Annotated in this window: 12 protein-coding genes; all 12 read right to left on the bottom strand. The window is 60.3% G+C overall.

The genetic code is table 11. The annotated features are described in order from the left end of the window. Positions 1–222: 222 nt before the first annotated feature. Positions 223–2,793, bottom strand: a complete 2,571-nt coding sequence (mdoH, locus tag JFT81_RS25945; protein ID WP_201230016.1) for a glucans biosynthesis glucosyltransferase MdoH — start codon at positions 2,791–2,793, stop codon at positions 223–225. Beyond that, the gene (locus JFT81_RS25940; protein ID WP_201230014.1) at positions 2,786–4,615 is read right to left on the bottom strand and encodes a glucan biosynthesis protein G; all 1,830 of its coding nucleotides are present in this window, start codon (positions 4,613–4,615) and stop codon (positions 2,786–2,788) included. Before JFT81_RS25940 ends, mdoH begins: the two co-directional genes overlap by 8 nt. A 276-nt stretch (positions 4,616–4,891) precedes the next feature. After that, complete coding sequence (gene dtd, locus JFT81_RS25935) at positions 4,892–5,329, bottom strand: D-aminoacyl-tRNA deacylase (protein WP_201230012.1); 438 nt, start codon at positions 5,327–5,329, stop codon at positions 4,892–4,894. Next, positions 5,326–6,297 (bottom strand): prolyl aminopeptidase, encoded by a 972-nt coding sequence (gene pip, locus JFT81_RS25930; RefSeq protein ID WP_064117068.1) that lies wholly within the window; start codon positions 6,295–6,297, stop codon positions 5,326–5,328. Before pip ends, dtd begins: the two co-directional genes overlap by 4 nt. Positions 6,298–6,555: 258 nt before the next feature. After that, positions 6,556–7,362, bottom strand: coding sequence for an N-formylglutamate deformylase (gene hutG, locus JFT81_RS25925; RefSeq protein ID WP_201230010.1), 807 nt, complete (start codon positions 7,360–7,362; stop codon positions 6,556–6,558). Between the two features lie 10 nt (positions 7,363–7,372). Then, on the bottom strand, positions 7,373–8,578 hold the full coding sequence (gene hutI, locus JFT81_RS25920; protein WP_201230008.1) for an imidazolonepropionase: 1,206 nt from the start codon (positions 8,576–8,578) through the stop codon (positions 7,373–7,375). 472 nt (positions 8,579–9,050) lie between these two features. Then, entirely contained in the window at positions 9,051–10,583 is a 1,533-nt protein-coding gene (hutH, locus tag JFT81_RS25915) for a histidine ammonia-lyase (protein ID WP_201230006.1), read from the bottom strand. 118 nt (positions 10,584–10,701) lie between these two features. Continuing rightward, on the bottom strand, positions 10,702–12,225 hold the full coding sequence (hutH, locus tag JFT81_RS25910) for a histidine ammonia-lyase (RefSeq protein WP_201230004.1): 1,524 nt from the start codon (positions 12,223–12,225) through the stop codon (positions 10,702–10,704). A 183-nt stretch (positions 12,226–12,408) separates the two neighbouring features. Beyond that, positions 12,409–13,239, bottom strand: coding sequence for a glycine betaine/L-proline ABC transporter ATP-binding protein (locus JFT81_RS25905; protein WP_201147601.1), 831 nt, complete (start codon positions 13,237–13,239; stop codon positions 12,409–12,411). Then, a complete protein-coding gene (locus JFT81_RS25900) occupies positions 13,236–14,087 on the bottom strand; it encodes a proline/glycine betaine ABC transporter permease (protein WP_201230003.1) in 852 nt (283 codons plus the stop codon). Before JFT81_RS25900 ends, JFT81_RS25905 begins: the two co-directional genes overlap by 4 nt. Before the next feature lie 83 nt (positions 14,088–14,170). Beyond that, positions 14,171–15,139: an ABC transporter substrate-binding protein gene (locus JFT81_RS25895; protein WP_201147600.1), complete on the bottom strand. Its 969-nt coding sequence runs from the start codon at positions 15,137–15,139 to the stop codon at positions 14,171–14,173. A gap of 70 nt (positions 15,140–15,209) precedes the next feature. Then, complete coding sequence (locus JFT81_RS25890; protein WP_201230002.1) at positions 15,210–16,682, bottom strand: cytosine permease; 1,473 nt, start codon at positions 16,680–16,682, stop codon at positions 15,210–15,212. Between the last annotated feature and the right edge of the window lie 92 nt (positions 16,683–16,774).

The raw sequence follows: 16,774 nt of genomic DNA, 5'->3' as shown, positions 1-16,774 counted from the left end.
CCCCTCAACCCAGCCCTCCCGAAACGTCGGACCGCCCCCAAGGGGGCGAGGGGGAAGGGAGCAGATCGGGGAATGTTCAAAACTTGAGTTCGACTCGATATCTCAGGTCGGCGTAACTCGCACATCCAACTTGGTCAGTCCCCTCTCCCTCTGGGAGAGGGTTAGGGTGAGGGGCTTTTCAGCTGGCCAAAAAAAACCCCGCAACATCGCGGGGTTTCTTTATCAGGCCGGCTGCGCCTGCAGGCTCAGCGGTCGCAGCGGCAGCAACGGCGCATGCGGATCGGCTTTCACCGAAGCGCGCCATGCATCCAGCCACTCGGCGTGACCTTCGGCCCAGACCAGCTCGTGCAGTCGCGCCAGAGCCACCGGATCGCTCAGCAGTTGCAGGCGATCATGGTTGCTCAGCGCCGCCGGGCCAACCTTCAGGGCGTGACGCACACGCTCCTGACGCAGCCACTCGATCGGCTCAGCCTGGCCGTGACGGGACGTCGCCAGCGAGCACGCCAAAGCGTTCTGCTGTGGATCGACCACCGCACGGACAAAACCGTCGTTGAGCGCGTGCCAACGGTTTTCATGGGTGTACTTGTCGGTGTCCAGCAGTGCCTGTGGCGGATTGTATTCCTCAGGGATGAGGAACAGGCTCTCGTCACGGGACTTCAGACCCAGGCCGACACGGCTGGAGATCACCGATACCGGGATCGACAGCATCAGCGAACCGACGATCGGCACCAGCCACCACAGGAAGCTCGGGTTCAGCCAGACCACCAGCAGCGCCCAGCAGAAGCCCAGCAGGGTTTGCGGGCCGTGGCGCTTGACTGCTTCGCTCCATGGCGTCGAGTCGTCGTCACGCTGCGGCGAGTTCCAGGTCGCCGCCCAGCCGAGGAACGCGGCCAGTACGAAACGCGTGTGGAAAATCATCCGCACCGGCGCCAGCAGCATGGAGAACAGCATCTCCAGCAGCATCGACAGGGTCACCTTGAACTTGCCGCCGAACTCTTTCGCGCCCTTCGCCCAGATCAGGATGATGCTCAACAGTTTCGGCAGGAACAGCAGCACGATCGTCGTCGAGAACAGTGCAATCGCCTTGTCCGGGTGCCATTGTGGCCACAGCGGATAGAGCTGACGTGGTTCGAGGAAGTATTGCGGCTCCATCAGTGTGTTCACCGCCAGCAGCGCGGTCGACAACACCAGGAAGAAGAACCACAACGGCGCCGACAGGTACGACATCACGCCCGTCAGAAACACCGCACGGTGCACCGGGTGCATGCCTTTGACCAGGAACAGGCGGAAGTTCATCAGGTTGCCGTGGCACCAGCGACGGTCACGCTTGAGTTCATCGAGCAGGTTCGGCGGCAGTTCTTCGTAGCTGCCCGGCAGGTCGTAGGCAATCCACACACCCCAACCGGCACGGCGCATCAGCGCGGCTTCAACGAAGTCGTGCGACAGGATCGCTCCGGAGAACGCGCCTTTGCCCGGCAACGGCGCCAAGGCGCAGTGGTCGATAAACGGCTTCATGCGGATGATCGCGTTGTGGCCCCAGTAGTGGGATTCACCCAACTGCCAGAAGTGCAGACCGGCGGTAAACAGCGGGCCGTACACACGGGTCGCGAACTGCTGCATGCGCGCATACAGGGTGTCCATGCCCGACGCACGTGGCGCGGTCTGGATGATCCCGGCGTCCGGCGTGGCTTCCATCAAGCGCACCAGACTGGTCAGGCACTCGCCGCTCATCACCGAGTCGGCGTCGAGCACAACCATGTACTTGTAGTCACCGCCCCAACGACGGCAGAAGTCGTCGAGGTTGCCACTCTTGCGTTTCACCCGACGGCGACGGCGGCGATAGAAGATCTTGCCGAAGCCTTTGGCCTCGCGGCAGACATCCAGCCACGCCTGTTGCTCGGCGACGCAGATATCGGTGTCGTTACTGTCGCTCAACACGAAAAAGTCGAAACGATCGAGATCACCGGTGGCGGCGACCGATTCGAACGTAGCGCGCAAACCGGCAAACACTCGCGGCACGTCTTCGTTGCAGATCGGCATCACCAGCGCGGTGCGTGCGTCCTTGGCAATCGGCTCGTTGCCGGCGCTTTTACCGGAGATACGGTATTTATCGTGACCGGTGAGCAGCTCAAGGAAGCCCATCAGCGCGGTCCAGAAACCAGCCGAAACCCAGCAGAACAGAATCCCGAACAGAATCAGGATGCTGGTTTGCAGCGCATACGGCAGCACTTGCGTGGCTGTTTGCATCAGCGGTTGATGCAGGACTTCATCGAGATCGACGAACGACCAGCCCTGGTACGGCATGATGCCTTTCATGTACCAGCCGGCGACGATGGTCTGGCCGAGCATCAGCACCAACAGAATGTAGCGACGGATCGAACCGACAGTGCGCCAGCGCGCCGCCGGCAGGACGTTTTCGTCTTTCGGCGGCTGTGGCGGGTTGGTGCGACCGGTCAGACGGCGCCAGCCACGCACCAGAATATTGGTGCGCCACGGCTCCGGTACGACCTTGGTGCGACGAATCGGCGGCGTGGCCTTGAGGCTGACGCGGCCGCTGGCGTCGAGCGCCAGCATTTCCGCTTCTTCCAGCTCTTCGGCGGTGCTCAGGGTCAGGCGCTTGCCCACCGAAGCCTGGGCGGCCTCGGCAGGAGCGTCGAACGTTGACGACGACAGGCGTTGATGCAGTTCGCTGAACGACTGGCAACCCGCGAGTTCCGCGCGCTGCTCGTCGGTCATCGGCAGATGCGCCAGATACTCGGACAGAGTCTCTGGCTGTACTTGAGAGTTACTCATCGGCAGGCAACTGATAGCTCCAGGTCTCGGTCAGGACTTCTTCAGTCGGTGCCGATTCCGGTGTGGCTGGGGCCGCGTCCGCAGCGGCTGGCTGCTTGGCGTCTTTGTTGGCCTTGTCCTTGGCATCTACGGCTGGCTTGGCGTCGGCCTGTTTGGCCTCGGCTGCCTTGGCTTCCTTGGCTTCCTTGGCTTCCTTGTCGAGTTTCTCTTGTTGCTTGGCGGCGACCTTGTCGGCCTTGGCGACAGACGAATTGGACGCCGGCACAGATTTCGCCAGATCAGCGGTTACGACAGGCTGAACCAAGGCAGCACGCATCTCGGTCGACTTGCTCGCGTCCTTGATTTTCATCCGCAGGGTCAAACGCCAGCCCTTGGTTTCAGGGTTGTAGCGCACGCTGTTTTCAACCAGTTCGGCGTTGTCGCCAACGCTGACCTGGCTGCGAACGTCCGCATCCGGAGTCAGGGCCGCGAGCGATGGACCTTCGAAATCGACCAGGTAGGCAACGCTGCCATCCGGCTGACGGATCAGGTTCGATTGCTTGACGTCACCAGTCGAACGCAGCGTCTGCGAAACCCAGGCGCTGTCCGGCGCGTGAATCGCCGCTTCGTCCATGGTCCAGTGCAGGCGGTAGGCGAAGTCCAGAGGCTTGCCTGGCTCCGGCAGGGTTTCCGGGCTCCAGAACGCAACGATGTTGTCGTTGGTTTCGTCGGCGGTCGGGATTTCTACCAGATCAACAGTGCCTTTGCCCCACTCGCCCTTCGGCTCGATCCAGGCGCTTGGGCGCTTGTCGTAACGATCGTCGAGGTCTTCATAGTGGCTGAAGTCGCGGCCACGTTGCAGCAGGCCGAAACCACGCGGGTTCTCGACGCTGAAGTTGCTCACGGCCAGGTGCTTAGGGTTGTTCAGCGGACGCCAGATCCACTCGCCGTTGCCGGCATGAATCGACAGACCACTAGAGTCGTGCAGTTCACGACGATAGTTGAGGACTTTCGACGGCTGGTTGGCGCCAAACAGGAACATGCTGGTCAGCGGCGCAATGCCCAGTTTGCCGACCTTGTCACGCAGGAACACCTGCGCCTTGACGTCAACAATGGTGTCGCTGCCCGGACGCAGGATCAAACGGTAAGCACCCGTAGCACGCGGCGAATCGAGCAAGGCGAAGATCACCAGATGCTTGTCGCCTGGCTTCGGCTGTTGAATCCAGAACTCGCGGAAACGCGGGAATTCTTCGCCCGACGGCAGCGCAGTATCGATCGCCAGGCCACGCGCCGACAGACCGTAGGTGTGGCCCTTGCCAACAACGCGGAAGTAACTCGCGCCGAGCATGGTCATGATTTCGTCTTGCTTGTCGGCCTTGTTGATCGGGTACAGCACACGGAAACCGGCATAACCCAGTTGTTCGGTGGCTTTCGGATCGAATTTCAGGTCGCCGAAATCGAAGCGCGTCGGATCGTATTTGATCTCTTCGACGGTGTTCGCCGTGATTTCGTTGATTTTCACCGGCGTATCGAAGTGCATACCCTGGTGATAGAAGGAGAGCTTGAACGGGGTCTTCTGATCAGCCCACTCAGCCTTTTCGGTGAGGAAGCGGATTTTCTGATAGTCCGCGAACTTCATGTCGCGGAACTCGTTCGGCAGATTGCTGCGCGGGGCTTCGAACTTCTGCCCGGCCAGTTCTTTAGCCTTCGCCGATACATCGTCAAGATTGAACGCCCAAAGCTGGCCGGCGCTGAGCAGGCACAGGAGCGCCGAGCCCGCTACCAGAGCACTTCGCACGCGTTTGGCAGACAATTTTGCTGCATTACAGGGACTAACAATCACGAGCAACCCTCGCCGAAAACAGATCAAAAAACCAACGGCCAGCTATCTATATGCCAGGTTGGCGAGCATTGTTCCGACTCCGCTAGGGCAAAATGATTCCCCAATCGGATCCGGACAAGTCTCTACCTAAGTCAAAATGGACCAACGAACGCTGATCCCCGTAGCGCGCGATTATCTAGTAGCCCGCATGACAACGCATCAGGGGTAACAAAGTATTTATCGCGAAAAATGCCTGTTTTCAGTCGAAAAGCCCTAGAAAAGATGTTTCAAGCGCTTTCATGTCTGTAACAGGAAGGTTACCGGACCATCGTTGACCAGGTGCACCTGCATATTCGCGCCGAATCTACCTGATGCCACAGTGCCATGCATCTGTTTCGCTCGGTTTAATAGATAGTCGAACAATTCCTCGCCCAGGGCTGGAGGGGCCGCTGTCGAAAAACTCGGTCGCAGCCCGCTTTTTGTATCGGCGGCCAGGGTGAACTGAGAGACCAGCAGCAACCCACCACCCACATCGGCCAGGGACAAGTTCATCTTGCCCTCGGCGTCACTGAATACCCGATAGTTAAGCAGCTTATGCAGAAGTTTGTCGGCGCTGGCATGCGTGTCGTCGGGTTCGACCGCCACCAGCACCAGCAAACCTTGATCTACCGCCCCGACTACCTCGCCCGCGACTTCAACCCGTGCACCGCTTACGCGCTGTAAAAGCCCCTTCATGCTTCTTCCGGCGGCAGGTCGAGCAGGCGACGCGCCATGTTGCTCGCCGCGCGCACCAGCGCATCGGTGATCCCCGGTTCGGAGGCGGCATGGCCGGCATCACGAATGACCTGCAGTTCGCTGTTCGGCCAGGCCTGGTGCAATTCCCAGGCATTGTCGAGCGGGCAGATCACATCGTAGCGGCCGTGAATGATCACGCCGGGCAGATGAGCGATCTTGCCCATGTCGCGAATCAGTTGATTCGGCTCGAGGAAGGCGTTGTTGGTGAAGTAATGGCATTCGATCCGCGCAATCGACAGCGCACGTTGCGGCTCGGAGAAACGATCGACCACCAGCGGGTTCGGCCGCAGGGTCGCGGTGCGCCCTTCCCAGGTCGACCAGGCTTTAGCCGCGTGCATCTGGGCGATCTGGTCGTTGCCAGTGAGGCGTTTGTGGAAAGCGCTGAGCAGGTCGTCGCGCTCGTCCAGCGGGATCGGTGCAATGTAGTCCTGCCAGTAATCGGGGAACAGACGGCTGGCGCCAGCCTGATAGAACCACTCGATTTCTTGCGGGCGGCAGAGAAAGATCCCGCGCAAGATCAGACCGTGAACACGCTCAGGGTGGGTTTGCGCGTAAGCCAGCGCCAGGGTCGAACCCCACGAGCCGCCGAACAGCACCCATTTGTCGATGCCCAGGTGTTTACGGATGCGCTCAAGGTCGGCGACCAGATCCCAGGTGGTGTTGTTTTCCAAGCTGGCGTGCGGGGTGGAACGGCCGCAACCGCGCTGGTCGAAGGTGACAATGCGATAGAGATTCGGATCGAAATAGCGACGGCTTTGCGCGTCGCAACCGGCGCCGGGGCCGCCATGGATGAACACAACCGGCAAACCCTCCGGTGAACCGCTTTCGTCGACGTACAGCGTGTGGGTGTCATCGACAGCCAGATCGTGCCGGGCGTGAGGTTTGATCTGCGGAAACAAAGTCTGCATTGCGCGCTCCGTAAAGGGTCGAGGTCATCCCTGGGGGGACTTCTATTTATTCTGCCGTTGGGCATCATAAACCCGATTTACGTCAATGAGCATGCTCGCTCGCTGTCACAGCTTGTCAGACATGCACCACAGTCTGCTGCACACAAAAACTTGTAGGAGTGAGCCTGCTCGCGATGGCGTTGGTTCAGGCAATATTTCAGCGACTGACACACCGCTATCGCGAGCAGGCTCACTCCTACAAGGGTTGGGTGCCAAGCGCTATTTTTGCGCGTAGTGCTTTTGCCCCCAAGCCAGGTAGCCTTGCAGCAACTCCTTGAGGACCACCCGCGTCGGCTCGGCCAGGTCGGCGCGATAGCGGAACGGTTCGAACTCTTCCATGTAGGTGCTCTGGCACAACTCCAGTTGCACTGCGTGGATGTTCTCGGCCGGGTTGCCGTAATGACGGGTAATGTGACCGCCCTTGAAGCGGCCGTTGAGCACGTGGCTGTAATCGTCGTGGCGCGCGCAGATGGCTTCCAGCTGCGTAGCGAGTTGCGGATCGCAACTGGCGCCATTGAAGGTGCCCAGGTTGAAGTCCGGCAGTTTGCCGTCGAACAGGTGCGGGATGATCGAGCGGATCGAGTGCGCATCGAACAGCAGCGCATAACCGAACTCGGCCTTCAGCCGCGCCAGCTCTTCCTGCAAAGTGCGGTGATACGGCGTCCAGATCTGTTCAAGATAAGTCGCGCGCTGTTCTTGCGAAGGCTCATGCCCTTCGCGGAACAACGGGATGCCATCGAACAGCGTCGCCGGGTACAGGCCGGTGGTCGCGCCGGTGTACAACGGTTTGTCGTCGGACGGCCGGTTCAGGTCGATGACGAAACGCGAATACTCGGCAGCCAGCGTACTGGCGCCCAGCGCTTCAGCGAAGTCATAGAGCTGCGGAATATGCCAGTCAGTATCCGGCAGGCTTTTCGCGTCGGCGATCAGCCCGGCCTCGACCTCCGGGGTCAGGCGCAGGCCGGCGTGCGGCATGCTGATCAGCAGCGGCACGCGACCTTGTTTGAAGCTCAGAACCTTATCCACAACCGCTCTCCTACAGACTTGATTCGACGCCGTGACGGACGACGCGTTTATCCAGATCACCACCGAGCCAGTAGGCCAGATCCGCCGGACGATCAATCTGCCAGGCAACGAAATCCGCCACCTTGCCGACTTCCAGTGAACCGTGTGTATCGGCCATGCCCAATGCCTGCGCGGCATGAAGGGTCGCGCCGGCCAGCGCCTCTTCCGGAGTCATGCGGAAACAGGTGCAAGCCATGTTCAACATCAACCGCAACGACAGCGCCGGCGAGGTGCCCGGATTGAGGTCGCTGGCGATGGCGATCTTCACTTTGTGCTTGCGCAAGGCTTCCATCGGCGGCAACTGGGTTTCGCGCAGGAAATAGAACGCGCCCGGCAGCAACACCGCGACGGTGTCGGCTTCGGCCATGGCGATGGCGTCGGCCTCGTCCATGAACTCCAGATGATCGGCCGACAACGCCTTATAGCGCGCGGCAAGGCTGGAGCCGTGCAGCGACGACAATTGCTCGGCGTGCAGCTTCACCGGCAGTCCGAGTTTTTGCGCCGCAATGAATACGCGCTCGACTTGCTCCGGCGAGAACGCCAGGTATTCGCAGAAAGCATCCACGGCATCGACCAGCCCTTCGGCGGCCAAGGCTGGCAGCATCTCGGTGCAGATCAGCTCGATGTAATCGTCGGCGCGATCCTTGTATTCCGGTGGCAACGCGTGGGCGGCCAGACAGGTGCTGCGCACGCTGATCGGCAGCTCTTTTTCCAGGCGACGAATCACTCGGAGGATCTTGCGTTCGTTGGCCAGATCGAGGCCGTAGCCGGACTTCATTTCCACCGTGGTGACGCCGTCGCGCATCAGGCTTTTCAGGCGTTTGGCGGCGCTGGCGAAAAGCTCGTCTTCAGTCGCTTCGCGAGTCGCGCGCACGGTGCTGGCGATGCCGCCACCGGAGGCTGCGATCTCGGCGTAGCTGACGCCTTGCAAACGTTTTTCAAACTCGCCGCTGCGGTTACCACCGAACACCGTGTGGGTGTGGCAGTCGATCAGGCCGGGGGTGACCCACGCGCCTTGCAGGTCGTTGACCGCCGGGTATTCGCCGGACGGCAATTGATCGCGCGGGCCGATCCACTCGATGAGCGCACCGGACGTGACGATGGCCGCATCCTCGATGATCGAGTAGACGCCTTGCGCCATGGTTGCGACGTGGCAGTGTTGCCAGAGGGTTTTCACTATTAGCCTCCGTTATGTTCGTTTGGCGGGGAGCCTTGAAAAGCCCCTCACCCTAGCCCTCTCCCGGAGGGAGAGGGAACTGACCGGGTTGGTCTGTCGAGGTACATCGACCTGAAACTCCCGAGCCGAACTCAGGTCTTGAAGCTCACCGAGATCGGCACCCCTTTTCCCTCTCTCACAGGGAAGAAAAAGGACTAACCTGATTGCTCTGTCGAGGTACATCGACCTGAAACTCCTGCGCCGAACTCAGGTCTTGAAGCTCACCGAGATCGGCTCCCTTCCCCCTCTCTCACAGGGAAGAAAAAGGACTGACCGGATTGCTCTGTCGAGGTACATCGACCTGACTCCCGAGCCGAACTCAGGTTCTGAAAACCATAAAGATCGGCTCCCTTCCCCCTCTCCCCCTTGGGGGAGAGGGTTGGGGTGAGGGGGATAGATTTCCGTAACAACAAACCTCCCCCTGAAAACCCACTTACAAACTAGGCAGCAACTTAGCCGGAACCAGTTCGGTCAGGCAGCGCGAAGCCAGCAGTTCAGTCGCTGCATTGATGTCCGGCGCAAAGAAGCGGTCTTTTTCATAGAAAGGTACTTCCTTACGCAGAATCGCCCGCGCCTGTTCCAGCTTCGCCGATGTCTTCAGACCGTTACGCAGATCCAGCCCTTGCACCGCCGCCAACCATTCCACCGCAAGAATCCCGCGAGTGTTCTCGGCCATTTCCCATAGACGCTTGCCAGCCGCCGGGGCCATCGACACGTGGTCTTCCTGGTTGGCCGAGGTCGGCAGGCTGTCGACCGAATGCGGATGGGACAGTGCCTTGTTCTCGCTGGCGAGTGCCGCTGCGGTTACCTGAGCGATCATGAAACCGGAATTGACGCCGCCATTGGCCACCAGGAACGGCGGCAGTTGTGACATGTGCTTGTCCATCATCAGCGAGATACGGCGCTCGCTCAGCGAACCGATTTCAGCGATGGCGAGTGCCATGTTGTCAGCGGCCATGGCCACCGGTTCAGCGTGGAAGTTACCGCCGGAAATCACGTCGCCTTCAGCGGCGAATACCAATGGGTTATCCGACACGGCGTTGGCTTCGACCGCCAACACTTCCGCCGCCTGACGGAACTGGGTCAGGCAGGCACCCATGACTTGCGGCTGGCAGCGCAGCGAGTACGGATCCTGTACTTTTTCGCAATTCTGATGCGAGTCAGAGACTTCGCTGCGCTCACCGAGCAGATCACGGTACGCGGCAGCGGCATCGATCTGACCTTTCTGGCCACGCGCCGCGTGAACGCGTGCATCGAACGGCGAGCGCGAACCCAATACCGCTTCAACCGTCAGACCGCCCAACGCGATTGCGCCAGCAAACAGGTCTTCACCTTCAAACAGACCACGCAACGCAAACGCCGTGGAAACCTGCGTCCCGTTGAGCAGCGCCAGACCTTCTTTCGCCGCCAACGTCAGCGGCGTCAGGCCGGCCACTTTCAGCGCTTCAGTGGCTTCCATCCACTCGCCCTTGTAACGCGCCTTGCCCTCGCCCAGCAGCACCAGCGACATGTGCGCCAGCGGCGCCAAGTCACCGGATGCACCCACCGAACCTTTCAACGGAATGTGCGGATAAACCTCGGCGTTGATCAGCGCAATCAGCGCGTCGATCACCACGCGGCGGATCCCGGAGAAACCGCGGCTAAGGCTGTTGACCTTGAGCACCATGACCAGACGCACCAAGTCATCGCTGATCGGCTGGCCAACGCCAGCGGCGTGAGACAGCACCAGCGAACGCTGGAGGTTTTCCAGGTCTTCGCTGGCGATGCGTGTAGAGGCCAGCAGGCCGAAACCAGTGTTGATGCCGTACGCGGTGCGGTTTTCGGCGAGGATCTGCTCGACGCAGGCAACGCTCGCTTCGATCTGCGCAGAAGCGCTGTTGTCGAGCGTCAGCTTGACCGGGTGCTGGTAGACGTCACGCAATTGGGCCAGGCTCAGTTGGCCAGGGATCAGGTTAAGCGCAGTCATTTAAATGCTCCTTTTGAGACATTGTTATTAACTTGCCATTCGCTCCGGAGCATTCCGTTATCCGTCGCTTTCAGCCTTTTGGGCATCCGGCGCCTTGGCACGCTGGCAGGGTAGTTTTTCAGTGCAAATTCGATAGAACGTTGTGCAGCAAATTCGGCGTTTTCAACACGCTCACGGCCGCGGCGATGTCCGGCGCCAACCAGCGATCCTGATCATAGGCCGGGACGGTTTCACGCAGCAGTCGCCACGCGACATCGGTGCCCGCGCCGAAGCGTTGCTCCTTGAGGAATTCAAACGCCTGCGCCGCCAGCAAGTATTCGATGGCGAGGATCTGCGTGCAGTTTTCCAGTGCACGGTGCAGCTTGAGCGCGGCGTTGGTGCCCATGCTCAAGTGGTCTTCCTGCAGGCCTGAAGTGATGTAGTTGTCGAGCACCGCCGGTTGCGCCAATTGGCGGTTTTCCGCACACAGCGAGGCGGCAACGTATTGCACGATCATCATCCCGGAGTTCACCCCCGGGTTGGCCACCAGAAACGCCGGCAGACCGCTGACGTGCGGGTTGACCAGACGATCGAGTCGACGCTCGGCAATCGAACCGATTTCGGCCATGGCAATCGCCAGCAGATCCGCCGCCATCGCCACCGATTGCCCGTGCGGGTTGGCCTGCGACATGACTCGGAAATCATCCGGCGCGCCCAGCAGCAGCGGATTGTCGGTGCAGCCATTGAGTTCGGTTTCGATCTGTTTGATCGCGTGCGCCAGTTGATCGCGCGCGGCGCCGTGCACCTGCGGGATCGAACGAATGCTCAGCGCGTCCTGAGTACGAATGCCTTTGCTCGACGCGATGACTTCACTGCCGTCGAGCAACGCGCGCAGATTAACGCCGACCTGCTGCATGCCCGGATGCGGTTTCAACGCAATGATTTCAGCGTCGAAGGCATCGATCTGGCCGCGCTGAGCTTCGAAACTCATTGCGCCGATGACGTCGGCCCATTGCAGCAGACGCGTCGCGTCGGCAATCGCCAGACAGCTGAGGCCGGTCATGCATGGCGTGCCGTTGACCAGGCACAAACCGTCCTTCGCGCCGAGTTGCACCGGTTGCAGGCCCTCTTCGGCCAATGCCTGTTGCGCAGAAGTGATTTGCCCGCGATAGCTGACATTACCGACGCCCAACAGCGTGATACCGATGTGCGCCATGTGCGTCAGGTAACCCACCGAACCTTGCGACGGCACTTGCGGGGTGATGCCGCGATTGAGCAGCGCCAGCAGGCCTTCGACGACGCGGCGATGAATGCCGGATTTGCCGTGGCTGTAGTTGTGGATCGCGGCGCAGATAATCGCGCGGGTCTGCTCGTCGGCGAGTACCGGGCCGACGCCGCAGGCGTGGCTGAGCAGCGTGTTGCGCGAGAGTTGGCTGAGTTGTTCGTCTTGCAGCGAGACATTGGACAAACCGCCCAGACCGGTGTTGACGCCATAGGCACGCTCGCCGCTTTCGACGATGCGCTGGACGATGGCCTGGGCGTTTTCGATGCGCGCCCAGGTGTCACTCGACAGCTCAAGTTGAGCGCCATGACGAGCCACGGCGACGACGTCCTGCCAACGAAGCGGCGCACCAGTGATAACGATTCTTTCAGCCTGAGACATCTAAAACCTCATACCAATTCTGTTGATGCAGGTAACCCCGTGGCGAGGGGATTTTTCCCCGTTCGGCTGCGAAGCAGTCGTAAAACCTACCATCGCAGTCTGTCAGTCAGACTTGGGCGCATGGTTTGGGGCGGCTTCGCCACCCAACGGGGATAAATCCCCTCGCCACAAAGGCAATCCATCTCAAACCACCGCTGCACGCCGCTGCACGAACCGGTCGACGTACTCATCCGCCGGCGAATGCAGAATCTCGCGTGGCGTGCCGACCTGGATCAATTTCCCATCCTTGAGAATCGCAATGCGATTGCCGATACGCACGGCCTCGTCGAGGTCGTGGGTGATGAAGACGATGGTTTTGTGCAGGGTCTTTTGCAGTTCCAGCAACTGATCCTGCATCTCGGCGCGGATCAGCGGATCGAGGGCGCTGAACGCCTCGTCCATCAGGATGATGTCAGTGTCCGCCGCCAAGGCCCGGGCCAGGCCGACACGCTGGCGCATGCCGCCGGAGAGCTGGTGCGGATATTTGTTTTCGTAGCCCTTGAGGCCCACGGTGTTGATCCAGTGCAGCGCCCGCTCCGAGCACATTTGCTTGCTCTCGCCGCGCACCTTCAGGCCGTAGGCGACGTTGTCGAGTACGGTCTTGTGCGGCAGCAGGCCGAAGCTCTGGAACACCATGCTGATCTTGTGCCGGCGAAATTCGCGCAGGGCTTCCATGTCGTATTGCAGGATGTCGACGCCATCGACGAGGATCGCGCCGCTGGTCGGGTCGATCAGGCGATTGAAGTGGCGCACCAAGGTCGATTTGCCCGAGCCGGACAAGCCCATGATCACGAAGATCTCGCCAGTGCCGATGCTCAGCGACAGGTCGTTGACCCCCACCACGCAACCGGTCTCGCTCAGCACCTGATCCTTGGTCTTGCCTTGCCCGACCATCGCCAGCGCATCCTTGGCGCGGTTGCCGAAAATCTTGAAGACGTTTTTGACTTCGATCTTGCTCACGGTTGCGTTGTTCATTTGCTCACCTCATGCCGTGGCCGACCGTACGCCTGAGTAATGCGGTCGATGACCACTGCGAGAATCACGATCGCCAGACCGGCCTCAAGACCGCGCCCGACGTTGAGGGTCTGAATCCCCACCAACACATCTTCACCCAGACCACGGGCGCCGATCATCGAGGCGATCACCACCATCGACAGGGCCATCATGGTGGTCTGGTTGATCCCGGCCATGATGCTCGGCAAGGCCAGCGGCAGTTGCACGCCGAACAGTTGCTGCCAGCGGTTGGCGCCGAACGCGTTGATCGCTTCCATGACTTCGCCGTCGACCTGACGGATGCCCAGGTCGGTCAGGCGAATCAGCGGTGGCGCGGCGTAAATGACCGTGGCGAAAATCGCCGGCACCTTGCCCAGACCGAACAGCATCAGCACCGGAATCAGGTACACGAAACTCGGCATGGTTTGCATGATGTCGAGCAGCGGCATCAGCACCGAACGCAGGCGATTGCTGCGCGCCGAGAGAATCCCCAGCGGGATGCCGATCAGCACCGAAATGATTGTCGCGACCATCATCAGCGCCAGCGTCTGCATGAGCTTGTCCCACAGGCCGACAGCGCCAACGAGGAACAGCAAACCGACGATGACTGCCGTGGTCAGCACTTTGCGCGTGGCATGCCAGGCGATGACACCGACGATCGCCAGCATCAACCACCACGGCGCCGCGCGCAGCAGGCCTTCAAGGTTGACGATGGCCCACAGCAGGGTGTCGGAGATATGGCGGAAAACATCACCGTAGTTGGTGACCAGCGAATCGACCCAACCGTTGACCCAGTCGGCGATGGAAAAGGTAAAGCTTTCGGGAAACATAAGCGGCTCTCAATCAGAAATCTCAATCAAGCGTTTACGGCATATCTCCCGGCCAGCCTCGCGGTTAGCCGGGAGGTATCGACCTACAGCGCCGCGTCGATTTTCTTGGCTGCGTCGTCACTGACCCACGCATGCCAGACCTCAGGATGTTCCTTGAGGAAGATTTTCGCCAGTTTTGGCGACTCGATACGTTCCTTCGCCATGCGACCCAGGTTCTGGTTCAGCAGGTCAATCGGCAGGTTGACCTTTTCCAGCACGGCGACCAGCTCCGGCGCCTGTTCGTGGAAGGTTTTCGACAGGCCGACCTTGATGCTCACAGACTTGTCGACGCCCGGTTTTTCTTCGAGCTTGACCAGATCGACCTGGCCCATCAGCGGGGTTGGCGACCAGTAGTAGAACAGGATCGGCTCGCCACGCTTGTAGCTCGACAACACTGCCGCATCGAGTGCCGGGCCAGTGCCCGGACGGAAGTTGGTGTAGCTGTTTTCGAGGCCATAGCTTTTCAGCATTTCGCTGTTGTCCAGCTCGCAGGTCCAGCCGGCCGGGCAGTTGTAGAAGCGGCCCTTGGATGGCTCCTCGGCGTCCTTGAACACCGCTGAGTATTTGCCAAGGTCAGCGATGTTTTTCAGGTCTGGGGCTTTCGGCTCCAGCTTGCGTTTGGCGTCGCCTTCGATCACGTAGCGCGGCACGTACCAGCCTTCCACTGCGCCAACCACTGGTGCGCCGACACCGACAACCTTGCCGGCCTTCTCGGCCTTGTTCCAGACTTCGCTGCGGCCGACCCACTCTTCGGCGAACACTTGAATGTCGTTGCTGCTCAGGGCGTTTTCCATGGTGATGGAGTTGCCTGGCAGGCTGTCGGTCTTGCAGTCGTAACCTTTCTCCAGCACCACTTGCAGAACGTCGGTCAACAGCATGCCGCTTTCCCAGTTCAGGCCGGCGAATTTCACCGGTTTGCCCGATTCGCACCAGCCAGCCGCCTGAGTGGCGCCGGCGCTGGCAAGCAGGCCCATGGAAAGCAATGCGGTCAGCAGGGTCTTGTTCGATTTCATTGTCGTGACGCTCCTAATCATGAATTGGGCTTACGGCAGTCAAGAGGCATCCAGCCCTGTCCACGTCCAATCAGGCCTGCGCCGCAGCGCGAACGGCCCCGCTTGTTTCAGGTTGTGCAACGCTGTTCTGCTCGACCGGCAGAATCAGTTGATCGGGTACGGCGCTGTGCCATTTTTTTGCGCACACGTAATAAACGGCGGCGGGCAACACCAGACCGATGATCCAGGAAATATCCACATCACCGAGGGCGGCCACCAGCGGACCGGTGTAGAACTTGGTGGAGATGAACGGCAACTGCACCAGCACGCCGAACACGTAGACACTGATACCGAGCAGGTTCCAGCGCCCATAGCGACCGTTTGGATCGGCCAGCGCCGGCACGTCATAACGCTCGCGTGTGATGCAGTAGTAGTCGACCAGATTGATCGCGCTCCACGGGGTGAAGAAGGCGAGCAGGAACAGGATGAAAGACTTGAACGCACCGAGGAACGAGTGCTGACCGAGCAGCGCGATCAGCGTCGCTGTGCCAACGATCACCAATACGAAAACCAGACGCTGCATGCGCGTGACGGTCAGGTGGCCTTTGAAACCACTGATGATGGTCGCGATGCACATGAAGCTGCCGTAGGAGTTCAGCGTCGAGATGGTCACCTTGCCGAACGCGATGCTGAAATACAGCAGCGCAGCGGTGGCACCAGTGCCGCCCAGACCAACGATGTAGGCGACTTCGTGACCGGCGAATTGACCGTTGGCGGAGGCTGCAGCAAATACACCGAGGATCATCGCCACTTGCGCGCCCACCACCGAACCGGCACCGGCGGCAAAGAAGGTTTTTACCGCCGAGGTGTTGCTTGGCAGGTAACGGGAATAGTCAGCCACGTAAGGGCCGAACGCGATCTGCCAGGAGGCCGCGAGCGATACCGCGAGCAAGAAGCTGCTCCAGCTGAAATGACGAATTTGAAGGAGTGCGCCGACGTCGGTCTGGCTCATCAAACGCCAGAACAGAAACACGAAGGCAATCACGCCGATAACACTGGCGACACGGCCGATCCAGTGGATCACGCGATAACCGAGCACCGTCACCAGCACAATCACGCTGGCAAAAATCAGGATGCCAACGCTGTCGCTGACGTTAAACAGCTGGCCCAGCGCCTGGCCGGACAGTACCGTGCCCGTTGCGGTGAAGCCCAGATACATCAAGCACACCAGCACGATCGGGATGGCCGCGCCATACACGCCGAACTGCACGCGGCTGGAGATCATCTGCGGCAGACCGAGCTTCGGCCCTTGTGCCGCATGCAGCGCCATTACGCCGCCGCCGAGCAATTGACCGATCAACAGACCGATCAACGACCAGAACACATCGCCGCCCAGCACCACGGCCAGGGCCCCGGTGACAATCGCGGTGATTTGCAGGTTGGCACCCATCCACAGGGTGAACTGGCTAAACAGACGACCGTGTCTTTCCGCTTCCGGGATGTAGTCGATCGAACGCCTTTCGATCAACGGTTTGATGCTTGCACGATCGGTGTTAACAGCCATGATTCAACCTCTGTGGATTGTTATTCGAGTTCACTGAGCGTCTTGCGCACTACTGTGGGAGCGAGCCTGCTCGCGAAGGCGTCAGCACATTC

Origin of the sequence: Pseudomonas sp. TH43, from assembly GCF_016650635.1 — a bacterium.
Taxonomy (GTDB): Bacteria; Pseudomonadota; Gammaproteobacteria; order Pseudomonadales; family Pseudomonadaceae; genus Aquipseudomonas.
Note: the sequence above shows the minus strand (reverse complement) of the source record. Positions and strands in the feature narration are given on the sequence as shown.

Bases quoted from the DNA above. Each gene is read 5' to 3' on its own strand.
- hutH (WP_201230006.1), bottom strand. From the start codon at position 10,583: ATGACTGCGCTTAACCTGATCCCTGGCCAACTGAGCCTGGCCCAATTG.
- JFT81_RS25900 (WP_201230003.1), bottom strand. From the start codon at position 14,087: ATGTTTCCCGAAAGCTTTACCTTTTCCATCGCCGACTGGGTCAACGGT.
- dtd (WP_201230012.1), bottom strand. From the start codon at position 5,329: ATGAAGGGGCTTTTACAGCGCGTAAGCGGTGCACGGGTTGAAGTCGCG.
- mdoH (WP_201230016.1), bottom strand. From the start codon at position 2,793: ATGAGTAACTCTCAAGTACAGCCAGAGACTCTGTCCGAGTATCTGGCG.
- JFT81_RS25905 (WP_201147601.1), bottom strand. From the start codon at position 13,239: ATGAACAACGCAACCGTGAGCAAGATCGAAGTCAAAAACGTCTTCAAG.
- JFT81_RS25895 (WP_201147600.1), bottom strand. From the start codon at position 15,139: ATGAAATCGAACAAGACCCTGCTGACCGCATTGCTTTCCATGGGCCTG.
- pip (WP_064117068.1), bottom strand. From the start codon at position 6,297: ATGCAGACTTTGTTTCCGCAGATCAAACCTCACGCCCGGCACGATCTG.
- JFT81_RS25890 (WP_201230002.1), bottom strand. From the start codon at position 16,682: ATGGCTGTTAACACCGATCGTGCAAGCATCAAACCGTTGATCGAAAGG.
- hutH (WP_201230004.1), bottom strand. From the start codon at position 12,225: ATGTCTCAGGCTGAAAGAATCGTTATCACTGGTGCGCCGCTTCGTTGG.